At 62.3% G+C, this 13504-nt stretch carries 2 protein-coding genes; both read right to left on the bottom strand.

Going from position 1 to position 13504, the window contains the following annotated elements; genetic code table 11:
* Positions 1–133: 133 nt before the first annotated feature.
* Positions 134–1405 carry a Wzz/FepE/Etk N-terminal domain-containing protein gene (locus tag SBP02_RS08475; RefSeq protein WP_318645943.1) on the bottom strand — a complete coding sequence of 424 codons (1272 nt, stop codon included), beginning with the start codon at positions 1403–1405 and terminating at the stop codon, positions 134–136.
* A 517-nt stretch (positions 1406–1922) separates the two neighbouring features.
* Complete coding sequence (locus SBP02_RS08470; RefSeq protein WP_318645942.1) at positions 1923–12692, bottom strand: peroxidase family protein; 10770 nt, start codon at positions 12690–12692, stop codon at positions 1923–1925.
* Positions 12693–13504: the final 812 nt, after the last annotated feature.

The raw sequence follows: 13504 nt of genomic DNA, 5'->3' as shown, positions 1-13504 counted from the left end.
CCGTTTTCGGAGTGATGCTTTGGAGTGGCGGTGAAGAGACCCACTCTGGCAGGTATAAGTATCGCGGACAGATCCACTTCCGCATGGTCCGAGCGCCTCGGTGAGGCGCTGTGCACAGACCAGTAAATACGCCCTACGGTGCTTTCCCCATGCGGGGTCGCAACAGGTTGCGCAGCAATGCCACGAAGACACCGAGCATCAGGCCGGCAAAGCCGCCCAGGCCGATCACTAGCGCTTTCTTCGGCTTGACCGCGGAGAGCGGTTCGAGCGCCAGTTGATCCACTCTGACCAACTGCAAAGTACTGGTATCGAACTTGATTCCCTTGAGTTGTGCCGCCTCTTGGCGCCATTCCGCCAGATCCTTGAGATACAGGTCTTCGTTCTTGCGCCGCTCGAGGACTTCCACCTGCCGGTTGCGGCTCAGGAGGGCCAGTTCCTTTTCGATCTCGGCTATTCGCGGCTCGCTGAAATCGTCCGAGCTGCGCTCACTCAGGGCCTGTCGCTCGGCCTTCAGGGCATCGACCCCCATGAAATAGAGCGGAATTTCCCGACTGTTGACCTCAGTCCGCACGACCTGCCCTTGCTGCTGTACATCGGCCATGGCCGAGGGCGTGGTAGGTTTGCGAATACCTAAGGACTCGGCTATCTGCATGGCTTCGTCGATACGCTGGATGCGGTTCCCCCGGCGCGTTTTCAGTTCGCCGCGCAGGGCCTGCAACTCGTCCTGTAATTGCGCCCTGCGTAAGGCATCCTGTTCGAGCAGTTTGGCGATTTGCGCCTGCTTGCTTGCCTCATAGCTGGCCCGTGCAGCCTCGATCTTTTGCTCGAGGGCAAACAAGCGGTTGGCGATCAGCACCTTAAGGTCTGTGGCGATACGCTCCCGCTCGGTCTCCTGCACGGCGGTAACCAGCCCATTGACCACCGCGACCCCATCGACTCCCTTTGGGTAGGTCAGCGATATACCAACGAATTCGCTCAGGCTATTGGGCCTCTTCGGGTCGACCTGCAGCATGGTGAACGCCGAGCGGTTGAACTCTTCAAAGACCTGCTCAAGCGAGCGACCCGGCTCGACCAGCCCGGTAAACAGCGGTTGATTGTCGCGAAAGAACTTCAGGCGGTTCTCGTAGGAAGAGAGCCCTGCCCCCACACGGCTCAATGCTTCGGCTGGGGTCAGTTCATAGACGCCGGTGCCATTCAATTCATCGAGGCTGCCCCTATCCACCGGACGCAGTACGCTTTGCACCTGATAGTGCGGCGTGGCCAGAAAGGCAAAGGCAGCCGCTCCCAGGGTAATCAGGCAGGCGACCGCTAGGATCAGGTACTTTTGCTGGAACAGCGAGCGAAGCAGCTCGACCAGATCGATTTCATCGTTGCTATAGCTGGGTTGCTGCGGTTGATCAGGCATAGGTCGGCTGGGTTCCATTCTAAACAAAGGTCTATCGCATGGCATGCGATTACTTTCAAATCCCCTCCTTGGACGCTCTACCCCTCTTGCTCAGGCAGTAGCGGGTACATCCCTTGTGCCCAGCTGGGTGTGACAGTCACCTAGCAGAATTGTTCACCGCCAGACTGGGAATCCAGGACACTTCTGCCACGCGTAACCAATCACCTCCCTCCTATATACAGGAAGCTGCGAACAACCTGCTCACGCTCCCTTACAACTATAACCTCGACAGCATAGGCAGGTAGGGCGTGGTGGACTTGTATGAGCCAGCTTGTGGTCCACATGGATGAAGGAAGTAGTAAAAATTCCGGGAGCTTTTTCGAGAACGACTCCTACTTGACAATCCGCTCGCCCAGACTGTCGCGATGGTTTATTGGTTCATGGCAGCACGCTCGGGAACAAAAATAAACACCATGGGATGGCAAGCCAGCCCATGGCGCAATTATTGATACCGCACTCCTTTTTGTTGGTGGCCTCCTCACACCGCCAGAATAAAGTCTGCTTGGGTGATGGTGGTGGCATCGTTGATGCCCACCAGGCGGATGGAGCCCCCCCCGACCGAAACTAAGGTATCTGCCCCGACATCGGCAATCGTTACGTTGGCGGCGAAGTTTGCTGCAGTCACGCCGAGCGCGGCTATATTGAGCAAGTCTTGCCCTCCGACCGGGTTGGCATCGAAATCCTGAATCCGGTCATTGCCGAAGCCTGCGCCGAATACAAAGGTATCGTTGCCGAGGCCGCCGACTAACATATCGTTGCCGGCACCACCGGTGAGCGTATCGTTGCCGGCGCCACCTACTATAAAGTTGTTCTGCGCATTGCCGGTACCCATGAAATTACCACTACCGCCAAACGCAAGGTTTTCGACGTTGGCGCCCAACGTGTAGCTTGCAAGCGAAGTCCAGACCGTGTCCGTACCGCCCCCCGCAAGTTCGACCACCACATCCCCAACGTCGGTGACCGCATAGATATCGTTACCCGCACCACCAACCATCGTATCGGCACCGGCTCCACCGACTATTGAGTCGTTACCTATACCGCCCCTGATGATGTTCGCCAGTGCGTTGCCAGTACCGGTGAAGTTACCACTGCCGCTGTATGTCAGATTCTCGACGTTGGCACTCAGCGTGTAGCTCGACAGCGAGGTCCAGACCGTGTCCGTACCGCCCCCCGCAAGTTCGACCACCACATCCCCAACGTCGGTGACCGCATAGATATCGTTACCCGCACCACCAACCATCGTATCGGCACCGGCTCCACCGACTATCGTGTCGTTACCTATACCGCCCCTGATGATGTTCGCCAGTGCGTTGCCAGTACCGGTGAAGTTACCACTGCCGCTGTATGTCAGATTCTCGACGTTGGCACCCAGCGTGTAGCTCGACAGCGAGGTCCAGACCGTGTCCGTACCGCCCCCCGCAAGTTCGACCACCACATCCCCAACGTCGGTGACCGCATAGATATCGTTACCCGCACCACCAACCATCGTATCGGCACCGGCTCCACCGACTATCGTGTCGTTACCTATACCGCCCCTGATGATGTTGGACAGTGCGTTGCCGGTACCAGTGAAGTTACCGCTGCCGCTGTATGTCAGATTCTCGACGTTGGCACCCAGCGTGTAGCTCGCCAGCGAGGTCCAGACCGTGTCCGTACCGCCGCCTGCAAGTTCGACCACCACATCCCCAACTTCGGTAACCGCATAGATATCGTTACCGGCGCCACCGGTCATCGTGTCATTGCCAGATCCACCTACGAGAGTGTCGTTACCAACACCACCAATGAGCGTGTCATCACCCAGACCGCCATTGAGCACATCATCTCCCGCACCACCATCCAGAACGTCATTCCCCCCCAACCCATTCAGAGTGTCATTTCCACCAAGCCCTTGAATCTCATCATCCATGGCCGTACCGGTCATCACATTATCGCCAGCCGTACCGGTGATCAGATTGACTACTGCAGAGGTCGCCACCGAGGTCACGGTCTCCATCGTCCCCAGATCATCGGTGTAGCTGACAACCACTCGCAGCTGCTGCCCGGTCAGCGCCAGGGGCGGAGTGAAGGTGGCGCTTGTGGCGCCGGCGATGTTGTTGAACACCCCGCCGGTCCCCGACTGCCATTGGTAGGACAGCACCGGGTTGGCCGGGCCGTCCGGGTCGGTGAAGGCGCGGGTGGCGGTAAGCAGTTGGCCGACGTTCGGCGTGGTGTCGCTGATCAGCATGGTGCCGACCGGTGCGTCGTTGACCGAGACCGCAGCAACCGGATCAGTCACTGCCGAGAACACGGTCTCCAACACGCCATTGGCGTCCTGGTAGACCGCCTGGACCCGCAGGCTCAGGCCGGCCAGGTCCGCGGTGACGCGGAAGGTCTGGCCAAAGGCGCGCACGTCGCCGATCGGCGTGGCCGCCACGATATCCTCGAACACGCCGGTGCCGCTGAAGTCGGCCTGCCACTGATAGTTCACCGGCCCCGTCACGCGGCCGATGCCCGGATTGTCGGCATCGGTCACGGTATCGAGGTTAGCCGAGAGCAGGGAACCGACTTCCGGGTTGTTGTCGTTGATCGAAGCCAGCCCAACAGGCTCGGCATTCAGGCCAGGCACCAGGACCACCGCCTGGTCGTTGAACTGCAGGCGCTCGATGTTGCGCAGCGTATCGATGCCATCTGGCCCGATCTCTCCGCCGACTATCAGATCGCCGCCAAGGTCTTCCACCGTGAAGGTGCCGTCGCCGTTCTCGACGATGTTGTAGTTGGCCAGGGGCCCTGAATACATGGCCGTGTCGAAGTTGAAGCCGCCATCGCCAGGCAGGATCTCCCGGACGATGACCAGCTGGCCCGGGTTGATGAGGCCGGCGAACACGTCATCCACCAGTTCGGTCATGCTGTTGGCGCTGCGGATCTCCGCGCCGCTGCCGTCGCTGTTCTCGCGCACGCTGATGCGCACGTTCATCCACAGGTCGCCGTCGATCAGGTCGTCGCCGCCGTTACCCTGCAGCAGGTCGCTGCCGTCGCCGCCGAGGATGATGTTGCCGGCGCCGAACGAAGTCACGGTCGGCACGGTCGGGGTCCCGAGCATGGCGTCGAGGAAGCCCTGCAGGCCATCGACCAGGGCGATATTGGTCAGCACACTGCCAGTGAAGCCCGAAGCGGCAATCATTCCGGCATCGAAGTCATCGCCCAGCAGGATGTCGCTGTGGGCCGAGCCGGACAGACCTTCCATGGACTCGAAACGGGCCAGCGCCGAGCCGTTGGACAGCGGCAGGATCGCCTCGTTGAAGGCGCGCAGGCGCATGTCGACGTAGGCACCGGCCGGATTGTCGCGGAACAGCGCCCAGTCGAAGCCCGAGCCGCCGAGGTAGCGGTCGGTCGGGCCGCCGTTGCCCATCATGATGTCGTCGCCGCCCTCGCCACCCATGCGGTCGATGCTACCGCCGCCGATGAACACGTCGTTACCTATGGTGGCGTCCAGCCCCCGTACATCGAAGTTATCGCCGGAGCTGCCGTCGGCCATGCCCAGTTCGAGCCAGTCGTCGCCTTCGTTACCGAACACGAATTCGTCGGCGATGTCGCCCAGGATGAAGTCGTTGCCCGGGCCGCCGAAGGATTCGTCGCCGTCTTCCCCGGTGACGATGAAGTCGTTGCCGAAGCCGCCGAGGATCAAGTCGATGCTGTTGCCGCCATGGATGGCGTCGTGCCCATCACCGCCCTGGATGTTGTCCTCGCCGCCCTGGTCGGTGAGGATGTCATCGCCGGCACCGCCGAGGACGATATCGTTGCCGTCGCCGCCTTCGAGCCGGTCGTTGCCCTCATCGCCGTGCAGGGTGTCGTCGCCGAGGCTGGAGATCAGGATGTCGTCGCCCGCGGTGCCGCCGAGCACGATGTGCTCATCGCCGTTGTAGCGCAGGTAGTTGCTGTCGGCCCCCGGAGTGTCCGGATTGTCGCGTACCACATCCGGAATCAGCAGGGATTCGCCGAGGGGGTCGGAGTTGCCGGCGATGCCGTCGACCCCGATCTCGTCATCGGCCGTGCCCTGGATGCCATCGGCGCCGGCCTCATTGAGACCGGTGAACTGCCGGCTCTGGTCGACCTCGAGGATAAAGCCCGGGGTCGAGAACACGTCACCCGGCAGGTGCGTGGCATCGGTGTTGGCCATGATCATGCGGGCGAAGGAGTTGTTCTCCAGCTCGGAGAGGAAGTTCAGCCCCGCGGTGCGCTCCAGGTAGTAGAAGCGGTCGCCGTTCTGCAGTTTCTCCAGCTGGTTCTCGAACACGAAGTTGAAGGTCGAGCCGAGCATGCCGCCGAACGGCATCTGCCGCTCGGCCAGGCCACCGACCCAGAGGTCGATGTCATCGACGCCGGTGGTGGTCACCCCATTCACCATGGCGTAGATGCCGGTGCTGTTGAGGAAGGCGACTCGATCGACGTCGTCGGCCACGAAGGTTCGCTCATCCAGCTCACCGGCGTTGATCACCGCGCTGCCACCCAGGACCAGCGCCGCGGCCACCGCGCGCTTCTCGGCCAGGGTGTCGACATCGGCCGCCAGCAGCTCGGCATGGGTGCCGTAGGCGGCGATGAAGTTAACCAGCGACGACGGGTGACGCATGTTCAGCGAGAAGTCGAACCAGCTGGTATAAGGTGAAAGCTGGCTGTCGCCGGTGTTCTCCCAGAAGTCGCGACGGGCCGCATTGAGCGACGGGGCGCCGGTATCACGGGCCCGGGTGATGTTGATGGCCGCCAGATCCAGCGGCAGGCCCAACAGGTTGTTGCGCAGGGCCTCGGTGACGAAGTTGTCGATCTCGTTACCGGCCTGCCGGGTCACGCCGCGGGCGATCGCGCCCGCCGCCTGTTCGGGGGTGAGCGTGCCGTTCTGGTCGAACTCCAGCGGGTTGAGGAAGGCCTGGATCAGGCCGATCTCGCTGGAGGCGAAGTTCGGGTCCAGGCGGTCCACCGTATCGAGCAGCATGGTGTGGCCGAAGCGGTACACGGCATGGGCGAACTCGGCGACGATCGCCGGGTTGATATCGCCGTCATAGCCCTGGCCCTCGCCGAGGAAGACGTCGACCTGCGGCTGGATCTTGCGGGCGAACTCCTCGAACACCAGATGCTGATACTCCATCTCGGTGGTGAACTTGGCCACGTGGAACAGGCGTTCGCCGTTCCAGTCGAGCGCATCGATTTCGCCCTGGGTGGTCGGCAGCGCCGCGATCGGGGTGAGCAGCCAGTTGTTGATGAAGTCGACGTCGTTCGACGCCAGCACCACATCCTTGGTGTGGGCGACGACGCGGTTGTGCTCGGCGTGGAACACGTGGTGGACGGAGGTTAGGGCAATGTTCTCGTTGACCCGACCGTCGCCGGCCATGTAGTGCGCCTCGAGCAGCTCGTTATCGAAGAATCCGTTAGTCGAGATAGGATCGCCGGTAACCGGGTCCACGCCATTGGACAAGCCAACGGCGTCATCGCTATCGGCCAGCAAAGGTGCGCCGGTCTGGGCATCGAAGGGATTGGCCTCATGGGCGATATCCACCAGGAAGCTGTGGCCGGTGCGCAGCGCGCCGACCGCCGCCGGGCTGACCGGGGCAGCCGGGTCGCCTTCGACCGTCACGTCGTCCGCCGTACCGAGCAGCCCATCGGGGCCCAGGTCGATCACCAGCTGCACGCGGCCGTTCGGGCCCGGGATGTAGTTGCCGTAAGGATCGACCGCCACCAGCGGCACGTTGAGGGCGTCGTAGTCACTCAAGTCGATGCCCAGAATATCGCGGGCCTGGGCCTTGACCACGGCCCAGGTGGCCATGCCGCCGATCGCCATGTCGTCGGCGGTGCCGAAGATGCCGTCGCCGCCCACGTCACGGTTGGTGATCAGCTCGCCGGTGGCCATCGGCTGATTGGCCCCATTGAGCTCGTAGGCACGCAGGAACACTTGGTGCGCCGGGTGCGAGGCATAGGTCTGGTTCTGGTCGACGAACGGCGAGGTCTGGTTGTTGTGGGTGTGGATGTCGTCGGAGGTCCCCAGCACGCCGTCCGGTCCCGGCTGCACATCGACGTTGGTGGCGCGGCTCAGCAGCATGAACTGCTGGGCCGGGTTGGTCAGCTCGTCGCCGGTGCCGGCGATGCCGTCGGCGCCATGGGTGATCAGCGGATCGTCCGGCTGCAGCGGCACGAAGACGTTGCCGTTACCGCCCTTCTGCACCAGGTCCAGACCGTGGTCGAAGAACTGGCCGAAGAAGATGAACCAGGCGTTGAAGGGGGCCGACAGGCCCTCGTCCGGCGCGGTGTTGGGGATGGTCAGGGTCTGGCCGCGGGGAATTTCCACACCGTCCAGGTCGAGAATCCGCGGGGTGCCATCGGCATTGAACAACGGCTCGCCGGTGACCGCATCGAGCATCTGGGTACCCAGCCCGGCATCGAGGAAGGCCTGTACCGCCGAGGGGTTGGTGATGGTCTGGTCGGCGATCAGGTTGCTGATGATACGCGGATCGGCGTCGGCCACATCGGTGGTCGAGGCGTAGTTGGTGTTGGTCACTGGGCCGAAGCTGTCGCCATCCTGATCGTCACGGAAGTTCTGCGGCAGCAGGAAGGGGAAGGTCTCGTCGGTGGCGCCGAAGCCGCTCTGGCCCTGCACCAGGTTGTTGAACGAGCCATCCACCGTACGCAGGCCGAACGGCACCCGCGAGTTGGGCAGCAGCGACAGCAGGTCCTCGCCGGCGGCGTGCCGCTCGGAAATGAAGATCTGTTCGAGGATGAACTGCAGGTCCGAACGGATCAGGTGCAGACCACCGCCGGGGCTGACCGTCGGCGACTCGGCCGGTATGGCGGCCGGGGTCGGGAAGATGCCCGCAGCCACCGGCGCCGTGCCGGCAGAGAAGACCAGCTCGCTGGTGCCCAGGTCATCCTGGTAGATGACCTTGACGCGCAGCGCGAGGCCCTCTAGGTCGGGGGTCACGCGGAAGGTATTGCCGATCTGGGTCGCCGGATTGCCGCCGCCCATGGCGACGATATCCTCGAACACGCCATCGCCGAAGGTGTCGACCTGCCAGACATAGGTGATCGGCCGGCCATCGAGGGTGCCGCCGGCATTGTCCTGATCGGTCACGCCGGCCACCGATGCGGTCAGCAGCTGGCCTACCTGCACCACACCGCCGATCTGCACCAGACCATCCGGGGAGAAATTGCCGAACTGCTGGGTGCCGGCGATCTGCTCGACGAACTCGCCGGTGACGTCGTCTCGCACGAAGGCGATGTCGTTGAACTGCAGGCGCTCGATGCCGCGCAGCCGGTCTACGCCATCACCATCGAGGAAAGTATCCGTCACGGTGAACACGTCATCGCTGAAGTCCCCCGGGGTGCCGTTGTCGTCACGGGTGATCACATAGTCCTCGAGCACGATGCCCAAGTCCGGATCCAGGCTGGAGAAGTTGCCGGTGAACACCGCGGTGTCGAAGCTGTTGTCCGGGTCGAACAGAAGCTCGCGCACTATCACCAGTTGGCCCGGGTTGTAGGTGCCGTTGAGCATCAGCGGGATCATCGGTTTCATGCTGTCGAAGCTGGCGATCTCCGCGCCGGTGCCATCGAGGTTCTCGCGCACGCTGATGCGCACGTTCAGGGTGCGCTCGCCGTCGATCAGGTCGTCGCCGCCGCGGCCTTCGATGATGTCGCTGCCGCCACCGCCGAGAATGATGTTGCCACCGCTGAAGCTGGTCGTGCCCGGCGCCAGCATGTCGTCGAGGAAGGCCTGCAGGCCGTCGATCAGGGCGATGCCGGCGGCATTGAGCGTGCTATTCAGGGGACCGTCTGCATCGATGACCGTGGCATCGGCATGATCGCCACGGAGGATGTCGCCGAAGTCGGAGCCGAACAGCCCCTCGACACTGGCGAAGCGGTCGAGGATGCCCTGGTTGGAGGCCGCCACCGGCGGCTCGATCAGGTCATTGACCAGCATGTCGACGCTGACGCCGAAGCGGTCGAACTTGTAGCCGACCCAGTCGAAACCGCCGCCGCCGCCGAAGTGGTCTTCGCCGTCGGAGCCGATCATGATGTCGTCGCCACCCTCGCCCTCGACTTCGTCGAAGCCGCCGCCGGTGATGAACACGTCATGGCCAAGTATGGTGCTGGCCTCCAGCGGGTCGAAGTTGTCGCCGCCGGCGCCATCGGAGGTGCCCAGCTCGATCCAGTCGTTGCCCTCGTTACCGAAGGTCGGCAGGTTCAACGGCGCGCCGTAGATGAAATCGTCACCGGGACCGGCGAAGGTCTCGGACATGTCTTCACCGGTGATGATGAAGTCCTTGCCATGACCGCCGAGGATCAGGTTCTCGCCGTTGCCGCCCTGGATCACGTCGTTGCCGTCGTTACCCTTGAGCACATCGTCGCCACCCATGTCGGTGATGATGTCGTCGCCATCACCGCCCTCGATGACGTCATTGCCGTCGCCACCTTCCAGGCGGTCGTTGCCGGCGTCGCCCCACAGGGTGTCGTCGCCGATGCTGGAGATCAGGGTATCGTCGCCGTCGGTGCCGCCAAGCACCACGTGCTCGTCGCCGGTGTAGTGCAGGTAGTTGGCCTCGACTGCTTCGGTGCCGGGATCGTCACGCATCACCAGCGGAATCAGCGGATCTTCACCGACCGGGTCGGCATTGCCGAGCCCCTCGTTGAACTGCCGGCTCTGGTCGGCCTCGAGGATCAGCCCGGGGGTCGAGAAGATATCCGCCGGCAGGTGCAGCGCATCGGTATGGCGCATCACCAGCTTGGCGAAGGAGTTGTCCTCCATCTCGGTGAGGAAGTTCAGCCCCGCCAGACGGCCCAGGTAGTAGAAGCGGTCACCGCTTTGCAGCGCCTCCATCTGGGTCTCGAAGACGAAGTTGAAGGTCGAGCCGAGCAGGCCGCCGAAGGGCATCTGTTTCTCGGCCAGACCACCGACCCAGAAGTCGATGTCATCGACCCCGGTGATGGTCACGCCATCGGCGCCACTGGCCCAATCACCGGTGCCGTGGAGGAAGTCGAGACGATCGGCGGCGACCACAGAGTCGCCATTTTCATCGACACCGAACACCAGCTCCATAGCCGCCGCACGCTTAGCTTCGAGGGTCGTGGCACTGGTGATGGTGGCGTGGGTGCCGTAGGCGGCAATGAAGTTGATCAGCGACAGTTCATGCTTGAGGTTGCCCAGCAGGTCGACCCAACTGGTGTAGGGCTTTAGCTGGCTGTCGGCGGTCGCCTCATAGAACGAACGACGCGCCGCGTTCAATGACGGCACGCCGGCATCGCGGCCACGGGCGATATTGATGGCCGGCAGGTCCAGGGGCAGGCCGAGCAGATTATTGCGCAGTGCGCCGGTGACGAACTCGTCGACCTCGTTGCCCGCCTGACGGGTCAGGCCGCGTACCAGGGCACCAGCGGCCTGTTCAGCCGTGACCGTTACGCCACCGAGCTGGTTGAACGCCAGGGGGTTGAGGAAGGCCTCGATCAGTCCCAGGTCACTGGAGGCAAAATTGGGGTCGAGACGATTAACGGTCTCGGTCAGCATCGAGTGGCCGAAACGATAGACCGTATGGGCGAACTCGGCGACGATCGACGGGTCGATCGTGACATCGAAGCCATCCGGCGCCAGGAACTCATCGACCTGGGGCTGGACCTTACGCGCGAACTCCTCGAACACCAGATGCTGGTACTGCATCTCGGTGCCGAACTTGGCGGCCTGGAACAGCCGCTCGCCGTTCCACACCAGGGTCGAGAGATCGGCCGGTACCGCGGCCACCGGCGTCAGCAACCACTGGTTGAGGAAGGCCAGGTCGCCCGCCACCGCGGCCTCTACCGCAACTTCCTTGGTGAGCTCGACCAGACGATTGTGCTCGGAGTGGAACACATGGTGCACGGCGGTCAGGCCGATGTTCTCGTTGACCCGCCCATCTCCGGTGATGAAGTGGGCATCGAGCAGTTCATTGTCGTAGGTGCCAGGCTCGGATAGGCCCACTGCACTGTCGGAATCGGCCGCCAGCATGGCGCCGCTCTGGCTGTCGATGGGGTTGGCCGCATGGGCGATATCGACCAGAAAGGCCTGGCCGGTGAGCACTGCGCCGGCCAGGCTGATCGGGGCGGCCGGGTTGCCTTCCATGAGGAAGTCATCGGCGGTGCCCGGTATCCCGTCCGGGCCGAGCATCACCACCTGCGGGAAGCCATTGGGCCCCGGGATGAACTTGCCGTAGGCATCGGTGGCCAGCAACGGAATGTTGGTCACGTTGTCGTCGGTGAGGTCGATACCCAGCAGCGCACGCGCCTGGGCCTTGACCACCGCCCAGGTGGCCATGCCGGTGCCGGGGCCATCGTCAGCGGTACCGAATATGCCGTCGGGTCCCAAGTCCCTGTTATTGATCAGGCGACCGGTCGACACCGGCTTACCGGACGCATCCAGCTCATAGGCACGCAGGAACACCTGGTGCGACGGATGGGAGCTGTAGGTCTGGTTCTGGTCGACGAACGGCGAGGTCTGGTTGAGGTGCTCATGCACGTCGTCGGCCGTGCCGAGAATGCCGTCGGGCCCCGGCTGATTGGTCGCCCGCGACAACACCATGAACTGCATGGCCGGATCGGTCAGCTCGTCACCGCTACCGGCGATGCCATCGGGACCGTGAGTGATCAGCGGATCGTCCGGCTGCAGCGGCATGAACACCAACCCGCTACCGCCTTTCTGCACCAGATCGAGGCCATGGTCGAAGAACTGACCGAAGAAGATGAACCAGTTGTTAAAGGGCGCGGACAACCCCTCGTCCGGCGCCGTATTGGGGATGAACAGCGGTTGCCCCTCAGGGATGGCATTACCCTCCAGGTCCAGCAAGGTACCGACCGGGAACGGGACGCCGCCCCCGTCGACTTGGCTGCCGTCGGCCAGGATGCCCATCTCCGCATCGACGAACGCCTGCACGGCGGCAGGGTTGCTGATCGTCTGATCGACTATCAGATTGGAAATCGTACGGGGCTGGGAATCGATCACCATGCCGCTGGTCTGGGCATAGGAAGTGCCCATCTCTGCCGGGCGGAACACCGGATCGAGCATGCGCGGGAACAGGTTGTCGGCCGCACCGAACTCCGACTGCCCCGCCAGCAGATTGTTGTTGGAACCATCGACGGTACGCAAACCGAAAGGCACCAGGGTATTGGGAAGCAAGGACAGGAGGTCTTCACCGTTCGCGTTGGCTTCGGCGATCAGGATCTGCTGCAGAATGAACTCAAGGTCGGATTTGATGAAGTTGGCCATGATCGTTTCCTCAACACTGGCAGCAACCGAATAAATTCAGGCTGCAACAAACCGCTCCGCCTCTGGCGAAGTGAATGAAATGCTTGGCTTTTTTGAAGGATGCCCGCAGCCACAAGGCTGGAGATGGCTCACAGCCTTTGTTGATCTGTTATCGAGGGGGCAGCCTTAAGGCCGCAAGCGCCTGTCAGGCGGAGCTACGTCGAAGGCGGGGTCTGAACGGGGTGCGGAGATGATCTGAAACGGGGTTGTCCAGAACCGCTCCTCTGCGGTGTACGAAATTGCCTCTGTCCACGGTGTTACTCCTGAGTTTTACGTTGGCAAGGACAGATGTCGGCGCCCTCTCACCTTCGCCAGACACCTGCCATGGACGTCTTTCTCTTTTCACACGCTTTCACGCTCCATGGTCCTTAGGAAAGTTCCATACCAGGGCATTGTCAAGGAATTGTCCATAGACGGAACAATCCATAAAAATAAATATAATTGATTGATACATATAGGGTTTTATAAATCACCACCCATCCTTCTCGACGGACATCTGGGTAAAATCTGGGGAAAATCTGGGTATGGTCTGGTCGTGCGATCTAGGAAGCACGTCTAGCGGCGACAACCAGCCCGAAGCGCTTCAAGCATTGCACCCGTGTGATCCACTCACTGGGCTGAACGTCGTACTCAGGCCCCTGCAGGCCGCTCACAGGCTCCGCGTCTCAGGCCAACGAGCAAGGGACCCAATCTGAGCGCCAACGCTTTGGCTATCATCTCTACGCGCCGTACGAGCACATATCACGCCTGGACCAGTACCCACCTGGCTTGAC

Origin of the sequence: Pseudomonas benzenivorans (assembly GCF_033547155.1) — a bacterium.
GTDB lineage: Bacteria > Pseudomonadota > Gammaproteobacteria > Pseudomonadales > Pseudomonadaceae > Aquipseudomonas > Aquipseudomonas benzenivorans_B.
This window is presented reverse-complemented; position numbering and strand designations above follow the sequence as displayed.